Genomic DNA, 19,864 nt, shown 5'->3' with positions numbered 1-19,864 from the left:
TCACACGCCGACTTCCTGTGGTTGTGTGCGGGCCGCGAGCGCGGCGTATCGGCCGTCGCGGGCGAGCAGTTCGTCGTGGCTGCCCTGCTCCACGATGCGGCCGCGGTCGAGGACGACGATGGTGTCGGCGTCGCGGACGGTCGAGAGGCGGTGCGCGACGGTGAAGGTCGTGCGATCGCGGCGGGCCGCGTCCAGCGCGGCCTGCACCGCGCGTTCGGTCTCGTTGTCGAGGGCGCTGGTCGCCTCGTCCAGCACCAGGATGCGCGGGTCGCGCAGCAGGGTGCGGGCGATGGCGAGGCGCTGCTTCTCGCCGCCGGAGAAGCGGTGCCCGCGCGCCCCGACGACGGTGTCGTAGCCGTCCGGCAGCGAGCACAGCAGGTCGTGGATGTGCGCGGCGCGCGCGGCCTGCTCGATCTCGGCGTCGGTCGCGTCGGGCTTGGCATGACGCAGGTTCTCCCGGACCGTGGCGTGCAGCAGGTACGTCTCCTGGGAGACCACACCGACCAGGCTCGCGACGTCGGCGAGCGGCAGGTCGCGCACGTCGACGCCGTCGATCGTCACCCGCCCCGACGTGGGGTCGTACAGTCGCGCGACGAGCGACCCGAGAGTTGTTTTTCCTGAACCGGTTTCGCCGACGAGCGCGACGTGCGAGCCCGCCGGCACGTCGAGGGTGATGCCGGCGAGCGCGTCCCGGTCGGCACCGTCGTAGCGGAAGCGGACGTCGTCGAACCGCACGGCGCCGGCGACGCGCCCGAGGTCCAGGTGCACCGGCTCGGTGGGTTCGCCGATCTCGACGGTCAAGTCGAGGTACTCGAAGATGCGGCTGAACAGCGCCAGCGACCCGGTGACCGACACGCCCACGTCGAGCAGGCTCATCAGCGGCCGGAACAGGGTGGCCTGCAGGCCGGTGAACGCGACGAGGGTGCCGATCGTCATCCCGCCCGACGTCGCGGGCAGGCCGGCGACGAGGTAGAGCAGGGCCGGGATGGCGGCGAAGACGATGTTCATCGTGGCCATGCGCCAGCGCCCGGACAACTGGGAGCGGACCTCGAGGTCGGCGAGTTCGGTGGAGGTGCGGGCGAAGCGCTCCGACATGGCGGGACCGGTGCCGAGGATCTTGCCGAGCAGGACGCCGCTGAGCGAGAGGCTCTCCTCGATCTGGGTCTGCATGTCGGCGAGCCGACGCTGGCGCACGGTGGTGATCTCGCGGCGCATCAGGGCGACCTTGCGGGTGAGCCAGATCGCCGGCGGCAGCACCAGCAGGGACAGCAGCGACAGCCGCCAGCTGAGCACCGCCATCGCGACGGCCGTGCCGACGACGGTGGTGACGTTGGAGGCGATCGAGGTCGCCGTGGAGGTGACGACGTTCTGCATGCCGCCGATGTCGTTGGTCAGCCGGGACTGGATCTCCCCGCCGCGGGTGCGGGTGAAGAAGCCGAGGGACTGCCGCTGCAGATGGTCGAACACGCGGGTGCGCAGGTCGTGCATGACGTGCTGGCCCACCGTGGTGGAGATCCACGTCTGCACCACGCCGAGGATCGAGGCGACGACGGTGACGGCGAGCATCGCCCCGACGGCGCCGAGCAGCAGCGGCACGTCCTGGTCGGGAATCGCGTGGTCGATGAGGGTGCGGACGAGGAACGGGTTGGCGAGCGTGATCACCGACGAGACCACGATGAGCCCGACGACGAGCGCAACCTGCCAGCGGTAGGGCGCGAAGAGCGCGCCGATGCGGCGCACGCTCACGGGGGATTCCTCGAGCTGGGCGCGGTCGCGCGGGTCGGGCTTGGCGTGCCGCATCGGTCCCGGCCCGCCGCCGGGCGGAGGCTGCATCATGCCCGTCACCTCCTTCGTGAGGTACGAAACGTACTTGTTGAGGTTGCCTCACTAAGAGGCAACCGTCAAGTGAGGTATGATCCGCATCATGTCCGACGTCCCCACCGACCCGGCGCTGCGCGACCTGCTGATGACCGCCACCCGCACGCTGCGCCGCCGCTGGCACGCCACCCTCGGTCCGTGGGAGCTGTCCCCGCACGAGCACCGCGCGCTGCACGTCGTCGGGCACTCCCCCGAGCCGCTGCGCCTCGGTGACGTCGCCAAGGCGCTGCGCATCGCGCCGCGCTCGGCCACCGAGGTGATCGACCGGCTCGAGACCCGCGGCCTGACCCGCCGCGTCGCCGACCCCGCCGACCGTCGCGCCGTGTGCGTCCACCTCACCGACGAGGGCCGCCGCATCGCCGCCGAACTCGATGCCGCGCGCGACGCCGAGGCCACCGAGTTCTTCGCCCGTCTCGACGGCCCCGAACGCACCGAACTCGCCCGCCTGCTCACCAAGCTCGCCGACGGGTGACTGCCGCGACGAGCGGGAGGTTGTCGCGGCAACGCGCGAGTGGCGTCGCCGGTTTCCTCCCGTTCGCCGCGAGAACCTCCCGGCCGGATCTCACGTTTCCCGCCCGACGAGCGTCTACGGGGTGGACTGCCCGGCCGGAGGAGGAACGATGACCAACCGGACCGACTCGCTCACCGCGCGGGTCGAGGCTCAGGACTGGCCGGCGCTCGTCGCCGAGCTCGACGCGACGGGGTGCGCGCAGACCGGGCCGCTGCTCACCGCGGACGAGTGCGCACGCGTCACCGCGATGTGGGACGACGAACGCCGCTTCCGCAGCACGATCGACATGGCGCGGTATCGCTTCGGCAAAGGCACCTACCGCTATTTCGGCAGTCCCGTACCCGAGGGCATCACCCGGTTGCGCGCGGCGTTCTACCACCGGCTGCTGCCCGTCGCACGGGACTGGGCACAGCGCCTCGGCGACCCCGCGCCGTGGCCCGACGAGTTCGGCGACTGGCTCGACGCCTGCCGCGCCGCGGGACAGACCGAGCCGACGCCCCTGCTGCTGCGCTACACCGCCGGCGACTGGAACGCCCTGCACCGCGACCTCTACGGCGACCTGGTGTTCCCGCTGCAGGTGGTGATCGGCCTCGACCGGCCCGGCCACGACCACCTCGGCGGCGAGTTCCTCCTCGTCGAGCAACGCGCCCGCGCGCAGTCCCGGGGCACCGCCACGGTGCTGCAGCAAGGTCACGCCCTGATCTTCACGACCCGCGACCGGCCCACCCGATCCACGCGCGGCTGGACCCGCTCCCCCGTCCGGCACGGGGTCAGCACCGTCCGCGCCGGCGTCCGCCACACCCTCGGCCTCGTCCTGCACGACGCACGGTGACCCACTACACGCTCGTCGGGAGCGACGGACGTCCCTACCTCAGCGCAGCCCCCGGCACACTGGGCGGCCACCGTCGCGGCCGGATCTACGGACGACTCGACTGCCGCGCGGCGCGGCGGGCGATCGCGCGCGGCGGCTACGTCCGGGACCGGGTCTTCTTTGCCGGCGAATCCGACGCCGTCGCAGCCGGCTACCGCCCGTGCGCGGTGTGCCTGCCGGATCGCCACCGGACATGGAAGGCGGACCGAGCCGGATGAGCGGCAGTTCGCGTTCTGCGCCGCGTACCCGCCGAAGCGGTGCCCGTCGGCCCGGTCGCTACCCGACCGGTTCGATGTCCGGGAGCCTCCAGGTCTTGTCGAACCGTGGCTCCAGAGGCCCGTAGAGCCGGAACATGGCGAACCAGCCCCTGCCGGGCAGGCTCTGTATCCAGTTGCAGTCCTCGGTGGGTCGTTCGGGCCCGAAGTGGACGTCGACCGAGCCGTCCTCGTTTACGGCCAGGTCCGCATCCTGGCTGGTCACCGACGGCCACTGCTGATCGGTCTGCAGCATCGACCGGGCCTGGGTGTCGTAGACCAGCACCGACCAGAAGTTGTTCACGGGCACGTGCGGGGGCACGTGCAACCGGTAGCTCCGGTCACCGTCGAACGGTGCGCCGGTGGCGTCGACGAATGCGAGGGCGTACTGCGACCCGGTCCCGACCGCCTTCTGATCGAAGGCCGGGCTGGTACTGCCGTACAAGAAGTCGAGTTGAGCGGCGGCGTCGAGCAGCAACGCCCCGTCCTCCGTGCACGAGTAGCCGCCGAGGAAGCCCGAGCGCCAGGCGCGGCCGGGGTAGTAGTACGCCTCCTGGTGGCGGAACCGGTAGGTCAGCGCGCGGGCGGTCGCGTCCCCGACCGTCGCCGCCTCGGTCAGGATCGCGCGCATCCGCTCGTCCGGGGCGAACGGCCTGCCCCGACGGATCCCGACCGAGGCGAACATGCCCAGGGTGAGCGGGTCGGCCGACTCCGGCGGTTCGGACTGCACCACCTCGTCGAGCATCTCCCAGAACCGGAAGTCGGCCGGGGCGACGGCGCACATCGGCTCGGCGGAGACGTTCACGAACCGCGTCGACGGGGGATCGTCCGCTTGGGAGAGCGGATGAATCCGGGTGTGCGCCTCGACCATCTCCACCGCCGGGCGCGGATCACCGTGTTCGTCCCGGAAACCCCGCCAGCCCACCCACAACCCGACGGTGCGTGACCGCACCACCCGGTCACCGTCCGGCACCTGCCCGGCGTAGCCCGGCGGCACGAACAGGTAGCGGCCGCCGCGGCCCTGGTCCGGTCCGGTGAGGCCCACGTCGACCACCCACCGGCACCAGGGATCGATTGCGGCGCCGTATACCTTCGGGGGGGACCTCGACGACGACTGGCCCGTCGCGCAGGTCGAGCCAGGCGTAGTGGTACGAGGTGCTCGTGTTGTAGACAAGGCCGAGGAATCGCGGATGGACCAGGTCCGCCCACATCACCAGGGTGGCGTTCACCGGCCCCCACTGCACCAGCGCCTTACGCATCGCCGCCACGGCGACCGGGGCCAGCCCCAGCAGGTACGCCTGGACCGCCCGCTGGAAGTCCAGGTTGTCGAACAGCGTCCGGGTCGCCGCGTCGTCGGGGACCCCGTCGAAGAATCGCAACGTGCCCAACCGGGTCCGGACCTCGTCCGGCATCGCGATCCCGGGCGGAATAGGTGTGGTGTTCGCATGCGAGGTCATCGATTTCCTCCTGCCTTCACGGCCGAGACCGCAACTCGTCGCCGTCGGCGCTCTTCGATTCCTCCGGCCGGTAGCACTTCTCGAACTCGGGTGGTATCCAGTCTGGCGTGTCGTCTGCCCGGATGGTGGGGAGTTCCTCGAATCCCGGGTGCGCGGCACGGCGCTCCCGGGTTCCGGCGCCCGCCGTGCTGCGCCGCTCCGCCTGTCCGAGTGGTCCGCGAACCAGTCGTTCTTCGCGAACCGGGCGTCGAGGATCACAACCGGACCGTCTCACGGCGTCTCTCCGCGGAGGTCGAATTGCTCTGTGATGCAGTGCGATTCACGCATCGAGGCGACCGGGGCCCCGTTCATTCGGTAATCGACGGTCCGACAGTCCTTTTCGGAGGCATTACCCATGGGGCGATGCCACCTCGCGGGGACTCCACACCGGCCGGAATCTCTCGTCGGCCTGCGATACCGGCGCCGGAGTCGCTGCGCGGCCCGTCCGGCGACCGTCGCCGGCAGGTTCCGGTTGGGTAGCATCGAGGCCATGAGCACGGAGGCCCGCCCCCACTCGACCGGGGCCGAAGCCGGGTCGTCGAGGGCGACGGCCGACCCCCTCGCCCTCGACCGTCAGGTCTGCTTCGCCCTGTCCGTCACCAACCGCGCGGTCCTTTCGGTGTACCGGCCGGTGCTCGAACCGCTCGGCCTGACCCACCCGCAGTACCTCGTGATGCTGGCGTTGTGGGGGGACGCGCCGATGTCGGTCAAGGGAATCGGACGGGCCCTCCAACTGGACTCGCCCACCCTGTCCCCGCTTCTCAAACGACTGGAGTCGCTCGGTCTGATCACCCGCACCCGGAGCCCCCAGGACGAGCGTCAGCTCGTCGTCGACCTCACCGACGCGGGACGTGCACTGCGGAAACGGGCGGAGACGGTGCCCGAAACGGTGGTGCGCCGGCTCGGGGTGAGCCTCGCCGAGCTCGAGGAACTGCACGACGTGCTGACCCGCATCAATGCCGCCGCGCTGCGCGCCGGCGCCCTCGATCAACACTAGGCACGCGAGATCCGGGCCTTCCCCGGGGGTCGATCGGCAGATCCACACTCCCACCATGCGGGAACCCGCAGGAAAAACATTACGGAAGGGTAACAAACTACTTCTCACTGCACATCGAATGGATCGGACGGCCGCCCGTCGGGTACGCCGGAACGGTTGTCCGAACGAAGGGATGTGTCTTGAGACCCACCGGCGATACCGACGTGCACTCCGAGGTCCGACCCGGTCATCTGCGGCGCGCGATCAGCGCCTCGGCCATGGGCAACTTCACGGAGTGGTTCGACTACGGCGTATACGCCTACACCGCCACCTACATCGCCGACTCGTTCTTCCCCGGCGATCTGGAATCGGCCACGCTGCTCACCCTGGGTGTCTTCGCCGTGTCCTTCCTCGTACGTCCGCTCGGTGGGCTGGTGTGGGGTCCCCTCGGCGACCGGCTCGGACGCCGCCAGGTGCTTGCGCTGACGATCATCCTGATGGGCACGGCGACCGTCCTGCTCGGTGCCATTCCCTCGTACGCCTCCATCGGCTTCTGGGCACCGCTGCTGCTGGTGCTGCTGCGCATGATCCAGGGCTTCTCCACCGGCGGCGAGTACGGTGGTGCGGCGACCTTCATGGCCGAGTACTCCCCCGACCGTAAGCGCGGGTTCTTCGGCAGCTTCCTCGAGTTCGGCACTCTCGCCGGCTTCTCGTTCGGCGCGCTCATCGTGTTGTCCATCGATCTGCTCTCCACCGACGCGTTCATGAGCACGTGGGGCTGGCGCCTGCCGTTCTTCGTCGCCGGACCCCTCGCCCTCGTCGGGCTGTACCTGCGGTCGAAGCTCGAGGACACCCCGGTGTTCCGCGAACTCGAGGCCGACGGGGAGGTCGAGCAGGACACCGGCACGCAGTTCAGGAGTCTGCTCTCGCAGTACTGGAAGCCGATCGTGACGCTGATGGGTCTGGTCGTCGCGCTCAACGTCTGCAACTACACCCTGCTGAGCTACATGCCGACCTACCTCGAGAACCGCATCGGTCTGTCGAGCACCGCCTCGCTGTCCCTCGTCGTCATCGGGCAGCTCGCCATGATGGCGGTCATTCCGTTCGCGGGCTCGCTGTCCGACCGGATCGGCCGCAAGCCGATGTGGCTGATCTCGATGGGCGGGCTGCTGCTGCTCGCGATTCCGATGTACATGCTCATGACCGTGAGCTTCGCCTGGGCCATCGTCGCGTTCACGGTCCTGGGCCTGCTGTACGTGCTGCAGCTGTCGACCATCTCGGCGACCTTCCCGGCGATGTTCCCCACCCACGTGCGCTTCGCCGGCTTCGCGATCGCCTACAACGTCTCGACGTCGCTGTTCGGCGGGACCGCCCCGGCGGTGAACGAGTGGCTGGTGGAGCGGACCGGCAACGACCTCGTCCCCGCCTTCTACATGATGGGCGCGTGCGTCGTCGGTCTCGTCGCGTTGTACTTCGTGGCCGAGACGGCCGGCGCGTCCCTGCGCGGGCGTGGGATCCCCGGCGTCGACACCGAACCCCGCCCGACGGCGCTGTCGAAGGCCTGACTCCGAACCCCCTCTCCGGAGGGGTCTTTCGGTTGATGCGCCCGGCGCCCGGTAGGCGACCGCCCCGGATCAGGCCGACGTGACGGCGCCGGTCATCGCGGCACGTAAGGCGACGTCGCGCGGATCGTTCCGAGACTTGCCCATGCGGTTGCAGACGTAGCCGTAGCCGATCCCGGCATCCGGATCGGCGTAGCCGAAGGAACCGCCGGCACCGGGCGCGCCGAACGACCGGGGGCCGCCGAAAGACCAGTCGGGACTCGGGCGCATGAAACCGAGGGCGAACCGGATGTCCCCGAGCATGCACGCGTCGTGGAAACCGTCCCGGGGCGGCACCGGCGGGGCCGTCAGTTCGTGCAGCGTTTCCGGGCGCATGCCGAGTTCCGCACCGCCGGTGGCCAGGACACCGTAGGCGTGCGCCAGGGCGCGTGCCGTGCCCACGCCTCCGCCGGACGGCGCCTCCAGATCGCGCGCGTAGATCGTGTCCGGGTCCAGTGCCACGAGCGTTCCCGGGTTGGCGACCAGCGAGCGGTAGAACACCGACCGCTTGTTCAGGAACGCCGGAAACAGCCGCGGCGACAGCTCGGCGAGATTCCGGAGGGGGTTCCGCATCATCAGCGGGGCAAGTCGGGCGTCGGGAACGGAGGCCGGGAGGCGGATGTAGAACTCCAGCCCCAGCGGGGTCGCGATCTCGTCCTGGAAGACCTGCCCGAGCGTGCGGTGCTGCGGGTCGACCCGGCGAACGAGTTCACCCTGATAGAAGCCGAGGCTGATCGCGTGGTAGGCCTGCCGCTCCCCCGGCGCCCACTCCGGTCTCTGGCGGGCCATGATCGCGGCCAGCCGGTCCGGGTCGGCGATGACCCCGGCATCCACCGGCTCGTCGAAGCCGAACAGCCCGGCCTGGTGGGCCAGCAGTTGGCGGACGGTGATCCGTTCCTTGCCGTTCTGCGCGAACTCGGGCCAGTAGGTGCAGACCCGCTCGTCGAAATCGAGCCAGCCGCGGGAATGGGCCAGCGCGACGGTCACGGCGGTCATCCCCTTCGTGGCGGAGAACACCAGCGTCATGGTGTCCCGTTCCCACGGCGCGCCGGTCGTCTTGTCCCGTACCCCGCCCCACAGATCGACCACCTTCTCCCCGCGGTAGTAGACGCAGCATGCGGCACCCAACTCCCTACGGTGGGAGAAGTTCTCGGCGAACGCCTGCCGCACGGCCGCGAAGTCGTCGCGCGCGTATCCGTGGATCCCCGGGTGCCGGGATATTCGAGCGGACACGGTCGTCTCCTCTCGCGTGGTGCGGCACACGCGGTACCGGCGATGCGGCACAGGGCCGCGCGGGTAGCCGATCGGGCGCGGCAGTCCGACGAGCGCTTCGTGCAGATCCCCGACGGTCGCGACGAACCTGTCCGACGACGACGTTCATGTCGTCCGGCTCGTCGACCGCCACGATCCGAACTGCACGACCGCCTCCTCGGACGCCTGCGACTCGCCGGGCCATCGCCCCCGGACAGTCTCCCGCACCCGGGAGATGCGGGCAATACAGTCGCGGCCCGCGGCGGGCACCCGTCCGTCGCATCCGAGATGAGGCAGGATGGTGCGGTGCCCGATTCCTCACCTTCTCCGGCCATCCTGCTGCGCGGGCGTTCGTCCGGCCGCGCAGTCCTCCTCGTCGGCTCGCTCGTCCTGGCCCTGGCCGCCGGCATCCGGTGGCTGCGGTCGAGCCAGGGCGTCAGCGCGTCGGCGTGGCGCGACGACGAAGTGGGTCCGGACGACCTGGCCGGCTGAGCCCGGACGACTCGGTCTCAGCCGGGGCTGCCCCCGGCGTCGGCCAGCGCTGCCCGCACGGTCTCGGCGGTGCCGTCGAGCACGGCGCGGTTCGGGGTGCGCGGCACGGCCCGCAGTCCGAAACCGTCGCCGCGACGGCGCGGAACGACGTGCAGGTGCACGTGGAACACTTCCTGGCCGGCGGCGGCGCCGTCGGCCAGGAAGAGGTTGACCCCCTCGATGGGAAGCGAACTCGCGCGCAGCGCGGTCGCGATGCGCCGGCCCGCGTCGAACACCCGCGCGCCGTCCTGTGGGGCGAGGTGCGCGAGGCCGGATGCGTGGCGCTTGGGGATCACCAGCAGGTGCCCGGGTGTGAACGGACGAATGTCCATGAACGCCAGCACATCCGGCTCGTCCAACACGATGCTCGCCGGCGCGGCGCCGGCGACGATCGCGCAGAACACGCAGTCGCTCACGCACTCTCCTGAACGGGTGCCGGCCGCCGGACGCCTTCGAGGAGCTGCAGCAGCTGCGCCTGCACCTCCGGCCGTTCGCGGATGGGGTCGTCGCTGTGGGCGAGGTAGAGCATGGCCTCCTCGACGGCCGCGACGATCATGTGCGCCAGCGCCGACGACTGCGGTGCCGGTTCGCCGCTGCGCCGCGCGATTGCCCGCAGCGCGCGCTCGGTGATCATGATGGTGTTCTTGCGGTGCCCCTCCCGGACCTCCGCCCAGCCCAGCACCGCGGGGGCCTCGATGAGCAGCAGACGCCGGATCGCCGGGTCGTACACGACATCGAGCGAGGCGAGCACCGCGGCGGTGAACGATTCCCACGGATCGCTGCCCTCGATCGCCGCGAGCGTCTCCTCGGTCTCCACCTGCATCCGCTCCACGACCCCGCGGAACAGATCCCGCTTGTTCGCGAAGTGATGGTAGAGCGCCCCGCGGGTCACGCCCGCGACGGCGACGATCTCCTCGGTCGCCGCCGCGGCGTACCCGTCGCGGAGAAACACCTCCGTCGCGGCGTCGAGCAGCGCGGCTCGCGTCCGCACCGCATCCCGGATCCGTACGGCATTACCCGGCTTCCCGGCCAACATCTTCTCCCCTGCATTTCGGCTACCCCCATCTGACAACTCCCCCCGGCAGCCTTGTCCCGGACGATCCCTACAGGATCGGCGCCGGCGTGTACTTCGCGGCGTCCGGGTACTGCTCGACGAGGTCCTGCACCGCCGCGACAACGGTGGCGACCTGCGCCTGTGCGGCACCGACGAACGCCGACCGGTCGGCCAGCGCGGCGTCGAGGGCCGCTCGATCCAGTGGCAGCCGCTCGTCGGCGGCCAGCCGGTCCAGCAGGTCCGGCTCGCGGCCCTGCTCACGCATCGCCAGTGCCACGGCGACCGCATGCTCCTTGATGACCTCGTGCGCCGTCTCGCGGCCGACGCCCGCGCGCACCGCCGCCATGAGCACCTTCGTGGTCGCCAGGAACGGCAGGTAGCGGTTGAGTTCCTTCTCGATCACCGCCGGGTAGGCACCGAACTCGGCGAGGACGGTCAGGAAGGTCTCCATCAGTCCGTCGAGGGCGAAGAATGCGTCGGGCAGTGCGACGCGCCGCACGACCGAGCAGAACACGTCGCCCTCGTTCCACTGCGCGCCGGCGAGCTCGGCGGCCATCGACGCGTACCCGCGCAGCACCACCTGCAGGCCGTTGACCCGCTCGCAGGAACGGGTGTTCATCTTGTGCGGCATCGCGGACGAGCCGACCTGGCCCGGCTGGAAGCCCTCGGTGACGAGCTCGTGCCCGGCCATCAGGCGGATGGTGTGCGCGAACGACGACGGCCCGGCCGCGACCTGCACGAGCGCGGAGAGCACGTCGTGGTCCAGGGAGCGCGGATAGACCTGGCCGACGCTGGTGAGCACGTTCGCGAAGCCGAGGTGCTCGGCGACCTTCGCCTCGAGACGCGCGAGCTTGTCGGCGTCACCGCCGAGCAGGTCGAGCATGTCCTGCGCGGTGCCCATGGGTCCCTTGATGCCGCGCAGCGGATACCGGGCGATCAGCTCGCGCAACCGGGTGAGCGCGATGAGCAACTCGTCGGCGGCGGACGCGAACCGCTTGCCGAGAGTGGTGGCCTGCGCCGCGACGTTGTGCGACCGGCCCGCCATCACCAGCGTCGAGTACTCGGCGGCGCGCTCGGCCAGCCGCGCGGCGATCGCGACACCGTGGGCGTGGGCGTGCTCGAGCGAACGCAGGATCTGCAGCTGCTCGACGTTCTCGGTGAGGTCGCGGCTGGTCATGCCCTTGTGCACGTGTTCGTGGCCGGCGAGGGCGTTGAACTCCTCGATGCGGGCCTTCACGTCGTGGCGGGTGACGCGCTCCCGCGCCGCGATCGACTCGAGGTCGACCTGCTCGAGCACCCGCTCGTAATCGGCGAGCGCCTCCCGGGGGACGTCGATCCCGAGCTCCGCCTGCGCCCGCAGAACCGCCAGCCACAGCTGGCGCTCGAGCACGATCTTGTGCTCCGGCGACCACAGCGCGGTCAGGTCCGGGCTGGCGTAACGGGTGGCAAGGACGTTCGGGATGCGACTCACAGGACATCAGTTTACGGCGCCCCGTCACGCCTCCTGCTCGGCAGGCGGTGCCACTCCCTCCAGGACGCCGGGCAGGATGCACCGCGCGAGGGCCCGCGGATCGGGGTCGAGGTCGCCGAGCGCGCCGAGCACGGCACCGTCGACGACCGCGACGAGCCGCCGCAGCTGTGGTTCGTGCACCGACCGCCCGCACCGCTGCAGCAGGTCCGTGAGCAGCTGCTCGATCTGCGCGCGCAGCTCCTTCTGGACGTCGCGCAGCTCGGGGTGACGGGCGGTGGCGACGCACCGCTCGTAGCGGGCGATGAGGCGCTCGCGTTCGATCTCGCCGACCCCGCCGGGCCCGACGAGCAGGTCGACGATCAGGTCCGCGGTGGACTCGGGTCCGCGGTCGCTCGGCGGGACGCACTGCACGCGCGAGCGCATGACGTCGAGTTCACGCCGGCCGTTGTGCTGGACCGCGCTCGCGACGAGGTCGTCGAGGGAGTGGAAGTAGTACGTGGTGGAGGCGAGTGGAAGTCCGGCCCGGTGCGCGACGGCACGGTGCCGGACGGCATCGATTCCGCCCTCGAGGATCAGGTCGGCCGCCGCCGCGACGAGCGCCTGGCGGCGCCGTTCGCCCTTGGGGGTGGCTGCGATCGACACCCTTGTCATGGTGCCAGTCCCGGTGGTCGCGCCTGACGGAAACGGCCCGAATACTCGCAGGTAGGACCAATCTGTCGGGTTTCGTCACGATCCGGGCAGCCAGGCGCGCAGCCGTTCCAGCGCCGCCTGCACGTCCGCGGTGGACCCGGCGAAGGACAGCCGGACGGTCCGATCGCCGTGCACGGTGTCGAAGTCGACGCCGGGCGCGAGCGCCACCCCGGTCTCGTGCAGCAGCCGGGCGCACCAGCGGGTGGAGTTCTCGCCGTCCGGGAGCAGGTGGCCGATGTCGGCGTAGACGTAGAAGGCACCGTCGGCGGGGGCGAGCTCGGTGACACCCAGCTCCGGCAGGCCCCGCAGCAGCAGCTCCCGGTTGGCCGCGTACCGCGTGACGTGCCCGTCGAGCTCGGCCCGGGCCTCCGCGCCGAACGCGGCGACGGCCGCGTACTGGGAGATCGCCGGCGGGCACACCGTCATGTTGGAGGCCAGGCGCTGCAGCGGCGGGCGCAGTCCCTCCGGCACGAGCATCCAGCCCAGCCGCCACCCGGTCATCGAGAAGTACTTGGACACCGAGCCGATCACCACGGCGTCGCGGGAGGTCTCCCACGCGCAGCTCGTGGCGGGCGCACCGTGCGTTCCGAACTCGATGCCGTGGTAGATCTCGTCGGAGATGAGCAGCGCGTCGTGGTCGTCGCACCAGCGGGCGAGTGCGGCCAGCTCGGCCGGCTCGATCATGGTGCCGGTCGGGTTGGCGGGGCTGGCGACGACGAGTCCGGCGATCGGCCCGTCGAGGGCCTCGAGCATCTCGACGGTCGGCTGGTAACGGGTGTGCGGTCCGCAGTCCAGCTCGACCACCCTGCAGCCGAGGGCGGCGAGGGTGTTGCGGTAGGCGGGGTAGCCGGGCCGGGCGACGACGACCGTGTCGCCGGCGTCGAAGGCAGCCAGGAACAGCAGCGTGAACGCCCCCGACGATCCGGTCGTGACGACCACGTCGTCGGCCCCGACGTCGACGCCGTAGCGGTCGCGGTGGTAGCCGGCGATCGCCTCGCGCAGCGGCAGGATCCCGAACGTCTCGGTGTAGCCGAGCAGCTCGTCGTCGAGGACACGGTGGGTGGCGCGCAGCACCGGGGCGGGTGCCGGCGTGGACGGCTGACCCGCCGCCAGGCTCAGCACGTCGCCGTGGGTGCGCTGCCGCTCGGTGGCCGCCTTCCACACGTCCATGACGTGGAAGGTCTGGATCCTGGATCGTCGGGATTCGAAGCGCACGACCTCGACGTTAGCCGCTCGCGCTCGGCCGGATGTTTCCCGGTGGGCATGCACCGACGGACCGTCGCGACGTCAGCTCCTTCGACGGACACCCGCGCGCCGACCGGAGCGCGCCCGTGTCCGGGCACCGCGCGGGTACGTCCCCCCTAGGACGGGATCGTGATGCGCCCTTCGACGGCGGCCAGTCCGATGTCCTTGCGGAAGTGCCCACCCGGCAGCTTGATGCCGGCGAGCGTGGCGTACGCCTCGTCGCGGGCGGCGGTGAGATCGGCGCCCGTGCCGACGACGCTGAGGACGCGTCCGCCGGCCGAGACGACCGCGTCGTCGGCGATCCTGGTGCCCGCGTGCAGCACCCCCTCCGCGTCGGCGCCGACGACCACGTCGCCGGTGCGGGGGCTGGCCGGGTAGTACTCGGCCGCCAGCACCACGGTGACGGCGGCGCCGTCGCGCCAGCGCAGCGGCGGCAGCTCGGCCAGGGTGCCGGTCGCGACCGCGTTCAGCACCTCGCCGAGCGGCGACTCGAGCAGGGCGAGCACGGCCTGGGTCTCGGGATCACCGAAGCGGCAGTTGAATTCGACGACGGCCGGACCGTCCTTGCCGATGGCCAGGCCCGCGTAGAGCAGGCCCGAGAAGCCGCATCCGCGGCGGACCATCTCGGCGGCGACGGGCTTCACGACGTCCGCGACGATCGTGTCGACCATGCCCTGCGGCAGCCACGGCAGCGGCGTGTAGGCGCCCATGCCGCCGGTGTTGGGGCCGGTGTCGCCGTCGCCGACGCGCTTGTGGTCCTGCGCCGGCAGCAGCGGCACGACGGTCTCGCCGTCGACGAGGCAGAACAGCGAGACCTCGGGGCCGTCGAGGAACGATTCGAGCAGCACGGGGTGCCCGTTCTCGAGGATTTCCGCGGCGTGGTCGCGGGCGGCGGCCCGGTCGGCGGTGACGACGACGCCCTTGCCGGCGGCGAGCCCGTCGTCCTTGACCACCCAGGTGGGGCCGAAGCGGTCGAGCTTCTCGTCGAGATCGGCGGGATTGTCGACGACCTCGCTGTGCGCGGTGCGGACCCCGGCGGTCTTCATGACGTCCTTGGCGAACGCCTTCGAGCCCTCGATGCGGGCGGCCGCCGCGGACGGACCGAAGCAGGCGATGCCCGCGGCGCGCACGGCGTCGGCGACGCCGAGGACCAGGGGCACTTCCGGGCCGATCACCACGAGGTCGACATTCTGCGCCTTCGCGAGCGCGACGACGTCCTCGGCGGACGCGGCGTCGACCGGGAGCTGCTCGGCGATCCGGCCGATGCCGGCGTTGCCGGGCGCCGCCAGCACGGCCGTCACGCCGGGATCGCGGGTCAGGGCCAGGACGAGGGCATGTTCACGGGCACCGGAACCGATAACGAGTACGCGCACGCAGGACAGGTTACGGGACCGGTCCGGGGCCCCGGACCGACGCATCGGTGCCCCACCGTCCGTGCGCGGGCGACGGGGTACCGGGACGGACGACCGGGACCGCCCGGCGCTACCGGGCCGCTCCGGCGTCCCCTCCGGTTCCCACGACCGGGCACCACACCAGGTCGGCACGGTCCCGGGTCCGCGCAACGGTGTACGCGTTGGGCAGGTCGACCGTGCGGACCCACTCGGCGGCCTGGGCGACGGTCGATCCGGTGGCCCGGTGACGCCGGGCCAGGCGGGTCTCGAGCTCGTCGTCGGGTGCGTCGAGGTAGACGACGAGGTCGAGGAGCGGGCGGATCCGTTCCCATCCGCCGTCTGCGAGGAGCAGGTAGTTGCCCTCGGTGACGACGACGCGGGTCTCGGGGGTGATCTCGTGGAACGCGGCGATCGGTTCGTGGAGGCGGCGCGAGTACTCGGGTGCGTGCACGGTCTCCGTGCGGTCGTCGCGGATCCGGCGCAGCAGGGCCGCGAATCCGTCGACGTCGAACGTCTCGGGCGCGCCCTTGCGGGATCGGGTGCCGCGGGCGTCGAGCCGGTGGTTGGACAGGTGGAAGCCGTCCATCGGAGCGGCGGCGGCGGCAATGCCGGCGTCGCGCAGGAGGTCGACGAGCAGGTCGGCGGCGGTGCTCTTGCCGGCGCCGGGCGGGCCGCAGAGCCCGACCACGCGGCGCTCCCCCGCCGCGACGGTGCGCAGGTGCCGGTCGATCAGGTCGGCGACGAGCGCGCGCAGCGGTCCCGTCCGGGGTGGCTGCGGCGACGGCATGCGACGAGGATACGAGAGGCGCCGGCTGCGGGGGTCCGCCTATTCTCCCCGGTATGGCTTCCGTGTTCAGCATGATCATCGCCGGCGACCTGCCGGGCCGGTTCGTGTGGCAGGACGACGACGTCGTCGTCTTCCTGACCATCAACCCCGTGAACCAGGGCCACGTGCTCGTGGTGCCGCGGCAGGAGGTGGATCACTGGCAGAACGTCGACGACGACCTGTGGGACAAGGTCCACCACGTCGCCCGCATCATGGGCCGGGCGGTGTGCTCGGCGTTCGGCGCGCCGCGTGCGGGACTGCTCGTCGCCGGCCTCGAGGTGCCGCATCTGCACCTGCACGTCTTCCCGGCGTACGACCTCGGTGACTTCGACATCAGCAAGGCGGAGAAGGACCCGTCGCCGGAGTCGCTCGACGAGGCCCAGGCGAAGCTGAAGGCCGCGCTACGGGAACTCGGGCACGCGGACCACGTCCCCGCCTGACCTTCCGGTCCGCGGCGGCACCGGTGCGGGGTCGTCGAGGAACCCGGTGAAGTGCGCCCACGACGTGCCGCGGGCGGCTGGGCCGGCGAGCAGTCCCAGGTGGCTGCCGGGCACGACCTCGAACCGCACGTGGGGCGATCCGGGCAGTACCCGGCCGATCGCCTCGACGGCCGGGACGGGTGCGAGCACGTCGTCGCTGCCGGCGAGTGCGAGCACGGGCACGGTGACGTCGGCGAGGTCGATCGTCCGGTCCTCGAACCGGACCCGGCCCGTCGCGAGTTCGTTCGCGACCGTGAGGCGCATCGCCATCTGATGGAACAGCCGGCCCGGGTAGCCGGGCATGTCCGCCTGGAACCGGTCGATCGCCTCCATCCGGGCGAGGGTGCCGGCGTCGGCGAGGTTGCGGGCGACGAACCACGGCCGGGTCAGTTCGCGTTCGAGGGCGGTGGCCCGGTAACCGAGCTGCACCAGCGGGGCGGGCACGCCCCCGAGCAGGTGGGTCACGGCCGTGAGGGCGGGTTCGCCCACGAGGCGGCCGAGGTGCCGGGCCGGCCCGAGGAAGGGGATGCGCTCGTAGTCGATCGGCGTGCCGAACGCGGTGATCGAGCGAATCGGCAACCCGGGATGGGCGGCCGCGGTGAGCAGGCACAGGGTTCCGCCGAGGCTCCAGGCGGCCAGGTCGACGTCGCGGCCGCCGCACAGTTCGGCGACCCGCGCGATCGCCTCGGGCACGATGTCGTCGACCCAGTGTTCGAACCCGAGATGACGGTCGGAGCGGTCCATGGTGCCGAAATCGAGGACGTGGACGTTGCGACCGGTGGCGACGAGGTGCTGCACGAGACTCTGCCCGGGGCGCAGGTCGTAGCAGCGCGCGGGCGCGGCGAGCGGCGGCACGAGCAGGACCGGGGCGCCCGCGTCGGACTCACCGTAGCGGCGCAGGGTACGGTGCGGTCCGTCGGCGACGACGGCCGACGCGGTGGCGTGCGGTGGTTCGATTCCGTCGCCGACGAACAGCGCCCACGCGTTGCGCACGGCGCGCTGCGCCGTCCCCGACAGTCCCACGACGTCTCCTTACTCGAAAGTCAGTTACGTCACCGTAGCCCAGGGCCGGACCGTCATCCCACCGGCATCCGCGGGATCAGCACCCGGAACGTCGACCCGGCGCCCGGCGCGGACTCCACCTCCGCCCGGCCGCCGTGGGCCGCCACCAGCGCGGCGACGATCGACAACCCGAGACCGCTGCCGCCCGACGAACGGGCGCGCGAGACGTCGGCGCGATAGAAACGCTCGAAGACCCGGGCGCGGTCCGCCTCACTCAGGCCGGGGCCGGTGTCGACGACCTCGAGCACGGCGTCGGGTCCGGCCGTGCCGACCCGGACGGTGACGCGCGCGTCGGCCGGAGTGTGGGTGAGAGCGTTGGTGACGAGGTTGCCGAGCACCTGCCGCAGTCGCGCGTCGTCGCCGAGCACCTCCGGTATCCCGGGGCCGTCGAACACCTCGAGCTCGACGGTGCGCTCCGGCGCGACGGCCCGCGCATCGTGCACGGCGTCGGCGGCCAGGGCGAGCAGGTCCACCGGATTCTGCTCGAGCGGCCGCTGGGCGTCGAGGCGGGCCAGCACGAGCAAATCCTCCACCAGCAGGCCCATCCGCCGGGACTCGCTCTCGATGCGGTCCATCAGCAGTGCGGTGTCGCTGCTCGCGCCCTGCCGGTAGAGCTCGGCGAACCCGCGGATCGTGGTGAGCGGGGTGCGCAACTCGTGGCCGGCGTCGGCGACGAACCGTCGCATCTTCTCCTCGGATCTGCGGGCGGACTCCTCCGACGCCGCCGTCGCCGCGAAGGCCTCCTGGATCTGGCCGAGCATGCCGTTCAGCGCCACCGACAGCCCACCGACCTCGGTGCGCGGGTCCCGCTCGGGAACCCGCCGGTGCAGATCCCCGCCCGCGATCGCTGCCGCGGTGCGTTCGACATCCTTCAGCGGCCGCAGACTGCGCCGCACCACGAAGTACCCGGCGACCCCGAGCACGAGCAGCACCGCGGCGCCGATGCCGACCTGCAGCACGACGAGCCGATCGACGGTGTCCTCGATCGAGACCAGGGTGACACCGACGGTGGTCACGAGGCCCGCGGCGCTACGGGTCGACACCACCCGCCAGCGCACGTCGGACCCGTCGGCGGAGCCCACGGTCTGCGGCTCCCACACCGGCTCGCCGGGCAGCGCCGGCGCGGTGGACTCGTCGTTGACGACGAACCGCTCCTGCCCGTCCGGGTCGACCACCCGCACATAGAACGGGCTCGGCGGGCGGTTCGAACTCGGAGCGTCCGGCGGCGGCAGCTCGCGGCCGGCCCCGGGCGGCTTGGCCCACGTCTGCGCCGCGGTGCGCAGGTCCTGGTCGGTCCGGGCGAGCAGCGAACCCTGCAACGCGGACGTCACCGCCACCCCGGACGCCAGCAGTCCCAGGCCCGACAACGCCACCAGCGCCGCGACCAGCGTCAACCGCAGCGGCAGCGGCCGTACGCGGCTCACGCGCGGGGTTCCCGCATGACGTACCCGACCCCGCGCAGCGTGTGGATCAACGGGGTGTCCCCGGTGTCGACCTTGCGCCGCAGATAGGAGACGTACGACTCCACGACGCCGACCTCGCCGCCGAAGTCGTAGCTCCACACGTGGTCGAGGATGCGCGGCTTGCTGAGCACCGTGCCCGCGTTGACCATGAAGTACCGCAGCAGGGTGAACTCGGTGGGTGAGAGCGACACCGGCCGGCCGGCCTTCCACACCTCGTGGGTGTCGTCGTCGAGTTCGATGTCGGCGAAGGTGATGCGGGCCGAGCGTTCGTCCGCGGCGATCTTGCCGGCCCGTCGCAGGATCACCCGGAGCCGGGCGATGACCTCCTCGAGGCTGAACGGCTTGGTGACGTAGTCGTCCGCGCCCAGGGTCAGGCCGGACACCTTGTCCGCCACGGCGTCCTTCGCCGTCAGGAACAACACCGGCGCGTCCGAGCCGTCGGCCCGGAGCCGGCGCAGCATCCCGAACCCGTCCATCCCGGGCATCATGACGTCGAGGATCACCGCGTCCGGCCGGAACGCCCGGGCCCGGTCGAGCCCCTCGGCGCCGTTGCTTGCCGTCTCGACCTCGAAGCCCTGGAATTTCAGGCTCACCGAGAGCAGTTCGGCGATGTTCGGTTCGTCGTCGACGATCAGAATCCGGGCTTCGGGGGTCTTGTCGGTCACGGCGCCGATTCTCCCGGAGTGCTCTGGCATGCCGCTGCGAGAACCCTGGGAACTTCCTGTATGGCCGGCCCTGCCGAATCCGGGCCGTCGGGGTGCGGCGATCGGGGATCATGGACGTGTTCGCACTGTGAGACGTATCCGCATCGTGA

19 protein-coding genes and 1 pseudogene are annotated in these 19,864 nt (G+C 71.4%); 7 read left to right on the top strand and 13 right to left on the bottom strand.

The window, feature by feature from the left end; genetic code table 11:
* A complete protein-coding gene (locus tag LZP97_RS24960; protein ID WP_048772626.1) occupies positions 1 to 1,836 on the bottom strand; it encodes an ABC transporter ATP-binding protein in 1,836 nt (611 codons plus the stop codon).
* Positions 1,837 to 1,912: 76 nt separating this feature from the next.
* Here LZP97_RS24960 and LZP97_RS24955 point away from each other — a divergent pair, with 76 nt between their 5' ends.
* The 3 genes from LZP97_RS24955 to LZP97_RS24945 all read left to right on the top strand — a co-directional run bounded on the left by LZP97_RS24955 (position 1,913) and on the right by LZP97_RS24945 (position 3,478).
* The gene (locus LZP97_RS24955; RefSeq protein WP_010593764.1) at positions 1,913 to 2,350 is read left to right on the top strand and encodes a MarR family winged helix-turn-helix transcriptional regulator; all 438 of its coding nucleotides are present in this window, start codon (positions 1,913 to 1,915) and stop codon (positions 2,348 to 2,350) included.
* A 148-nt stretch (positions 2,351 to 2,498) separates the two neighbouring features.
* On the top strand, positions 2,499 to 3,221 hold the full coding sequence (locus tag LZP97_RS24950; RefSeq protein WP_017680589.1) for a 2OG-Fe(II) oxygenase: 723 nt from the start codon (positions 2,499 to 2,501) through the stop codon (positions 3,219 to 3,221).
* Complete coding sequence (locus LZP97_RS24945) at positions 3,218 to 3,478, top strand: Ada metal-binding domain-containing protein (RefSeq protein WP_010593761.1); 261 nt, start codon at positions 3,218 to 3,220, stop codon at positions 3,476 to 3,478. The genes LZP97_RS24950 and LZP97_RS24945 overlap by 4 nt, the downstream gene beginning before the upstream one ends.
* Before the next feature lie 58 nt (positions 3,479 to 3,536).
* Here the strand turns inward: LZP97_RS24945 and LZP97_RS27315 are convergent.
* Positions 3,537 to 4,971 (bottom strand): annotated as a pseudogene (locus LZP97_RS27315) (DUF1254 domain-containing protein).
* Between the two features lie 529 nt (positions 4,972 to 5,500).
* Between LZP97_RS27315 and LZP97_RS24930 the strand changes: the two are divergent.
* On the top strand, positions 5,501 to 6,007 hold the full coding sequence (locus LZP97_RS24930) for a MarR family winged helix-turn-helix transcriptional regulator (RefSeq protein ID WP_010593760.1): 507 nt from the start codon (positions 5,501 to 5,503) through the stop codon (positions 6,005 to 6,007).
* Positions 6,008 to 6,264: 257 nt separating this feature from the next.
* Positions 6,265 to 7,551, top strand: coding sequence for an MFS transporter (locus tag LZP97_RS24925; RefSeq protein WP_234575086.1), 1,287 nt, complete (start codon positions 6,265 to 6,267; stop codon positions 7,549 to 7,551).
* A gap of 69 nt (positions 7,552 to 7,620) precedes the next feature.
* Here LZP97_RS24925 and LZP97_RS24920 read toward each other — a convergent pair whose 3' ends face one another.
* Positions 7,621 to 8,820, bottom strand: coding sequence for an EstA family serine hydrolase (locus tag LZP97_RS24920; protein WP_010593758.1), 1,200 nt, complete (start codon positions 8,818 to 8,820; stop codon positions 7,621 to 7,623).
* A gap of 324 nt (positions 8,821 to 9,144) precedes the next feature.
* Here LZP97_RS24920 and LZP97_RS24915 point away from each other — a divergent pair, with 324 nt between their 5' ends.
* Positions 9,145 to 9,330 (top strand): hypothetical protein, encoded by a 186-nt coding sequence (locus LZP97_RS24915; RefSeq protein ID WP_010593757.1) that lies wholly within the window; start codon positions 9,145 to 9,147, stop codon positions 9,328 to 9,330.
* Positions 9,331 to 9,347: 17 nt separating this feature from the next.
* Here the strand turns inward: LZP97_RS24915 and LZP97_RS24910 are convergent, their stop codons facing one another.
* The 7 genes from LZP97_RS24910 to LZP97_RS24880 all read right to left on the bottom strand — a co-directional run bounded on the left by LZP97_RS24910 (position 9,348) and on the right by LZP97_RS24880 (position 16,007).
* A complete protein-coding gene (locus LZP97_RS24910; protein ID WP_010593756.1) occupies positions 9,348 to 9,785 on the bottom strand; it encodes an HIT family protein in 438 nt (145 codons plus the stop codon).
* Positions 9,782 to 10,360, bottom strand: coding sequence for a TetR/AcrR family transcriptional regulator (locus LZP97_RS24905; protein WP_010593755.1), 579 nt, complete (start codon positions 10,358 to 10,360; stop codon positions 9,782 to 9,784). Before LZP97_RS24905 ends, LZP97_RS24910 begins: the two co-directional genes overlap by 4 nt.
* A 112-nt stretch (positions 10,361 to 10,472) precedes the next feature.
* On the bottom strand, positions 10,473 to 11,894 hold the full coding sequence (gene purB, locus LZP97_RS24900) for an adenylosuccinate lyase (protein WP_040273944.1): 1,422 nt from the start codon (positions 11,892 to 11,894) through the stop codon (positions 10,473 to 10,475).
* 24 nt (positions 11,895 to 11,918) lie between these two features.
* Positions 11,919 to 12,536, bottom strand: coding sequence for a TetR/AcrR family transcriptional regulator (locus LZP97_RS24895; RefSeq protein WP_010593752.1), 618 nt, complete (start codon positions 12,534 to 12,536; stop codon positions 11,919 to 11,921).
* Between the two features lie 84 nt (positions 12,537 to 12,620).
* Complete coding sequence (locus tag LZP97_RS24890) at positions 12,621 to 13,799, bottom strand: pyridoxal phosphate-dependent aminotransferase (RefSeq protein WP_029539984.1); 1,179 nt, start codon at positions 13,797 to 13,799, stop codon at positions 12,621 to 12,623.
* A 146-nt stretch (positions 13,800 to 13,945) separates the two neighbouring features.
* Complete coding sequence (gene purD, locus LZP97_RS24885; RefSeq protein WP_026137719.1) at positions 13,946 to 15,202, bottom strand: phosphoribosylamine--glycine ligase; 1,257 nt, start codon at positions 15,200 to 15,202, stop codon at positions 13,946 to 13,948.
* Between the two features lie 109 nt (positions 15,203 to 15,311).
* Positions 15,312 to 16,007: a nucleoside/nucleotide kinase family protein gene (locus LZP97_RS24880; RefSeq protein ID WP_017680581.1), complete on the bottom strand. Its 696-nt coding sequence runs from the start codon at positions 16,005 to 16,007 to the stop codon at positions 15,312 to 15,314.
* A gap of 53 nt (positions 16,008 to 16,060) precedes the next feature.
* Between LZP97_RS24880 and LZP97_RS24875 the strand changes: the two genes are divergently transcribed.
* Complete coding sequence (locus LZP97_RS24875; RefSeq protein ID WP_026137718.1) at positions 16,061 to 16,486, top strand: HIT family protein; 426 nt, start codon at positions 16,061 to 16,063, stop codon at positions 16,484 to 16,486.
* Here the strand turns inward: LZP97_RS24875 and LZP97_RS24870 are convergent.
* From LZP97_RS24870 to LZP97_RS24860, 3 genes are read right to left on the bottom strand one after another with little or no spacing between them, the layout of a single operon-like run.
* Positions 16,448 to 17,548, bottom strand: a complete 1,101-nt coding sequence (locus LZP97_RS24870) for an alpha/beta fold hydrolase (RefSeq protein WP_017680579.1) — start codon at positions 17,546 to 17,548, stop codon at positions 16,448 to 16,450. The genes LZP97_RS24875 and LZP97_RS24870 overlap by 39 nt on opposite strands.
* Positions 17,549 to 17,601: 53 nt before the next feature.
* Entirely contained in the window at positions 17,602 to 19,011 is a 1,410-nt protein-coding gene (locus tag LZP97_RS24865; protein ID WP_048772631.1) for a sensor histidine kinase, read from the bottom strand.
* Positions 19,008 to 19,745, bottom strand: a complete 738-nt coding sequence (locus LZP97_RS24860; RefSeq protein WP_200903452.1) for a response regulator transcription factor — start codon at positions 19,743 to 19,745, stop codon at positions 19,008 to 19,010. The genes LZP97_RS24865 and LZP97_RS24860 overlap by 4 nt, the downstream gene beginning before the upstream one ends.
* Positions 19,746 to 19,864: the final 119 nt, after the last annotated feature.

Origin of the sequence: Rhodococcus sp. DMF-1 (assembly GCF_021441945.1) — a bacterium.
Classification (GTDB): Bacteria; Actinomycetota; Actinomycetes; order Mycobacteriales; family Mycobacteriaceae; genus Rhodococcus; species Rhodococcus ruber.
The sequence above is the reverse complement of the archived record's forward strand: the minus strand, read 5'-3'. Positions and strand labels throughout refer to the sequence as shown.

Coding starts and splice junctions, on each gene's coding strand:
- LZP97_RS24960 (WP_048772626.1), bottom strand. CDS start 1,836: ATGATGCAGCCTCCGCCCGGCGGCGGGCCGGGACCGATGCGGCACGCC.
- LZP97_RS24955 (WP_010593764.1), top strand. CDS start 1,913: ATGATCCGCATCATGTCCGACGTCCCCACCGACCCGGCGCTGCGCGAC.
- LZP97_RS24950 (WP_017680589.1), top strand. CDS start 2,499: ATGACCAACCGGACCGACTCGCTCACCGCGCGGGTCGAGGCTCAGGAC.
- LZP97_RS24930 (WP_010593760.1), top strand. CDS start 5,501: ATGAGCACGGAGGCCCGCCCCCACTCGACCGGGGCCGAAGCCGGGTCG.
- LZP97_RS24925 (WP_234575086.1), top strand. CDS start 6,265: ATGGGCAACTTCACGGAGTGGTTCGACTACGGCGTATACGCCTACACC.
- LZP97_RS24880 (WP_017680581.1), bottom strand. CDS start 16,007: ATGCCGTCGCCGCAGCCACCCCGGACGGGACCGCTGCGCGCGCTCGTC.
- LZP97_RS24875 (WP_026137718.1), top strand. CDS start 16,061: ATGGCTTCCGTGTTCAGCATGATCATCGCCGGCGACCTGCCGGGCCGG.
- LZP97_RS24860 (WP_200903452.1), bottom strand. CDS start 19,745: ATGCCAGAGCACTCCGGGAGAATCGGCGCCGTGACCGACAAGACCCCC.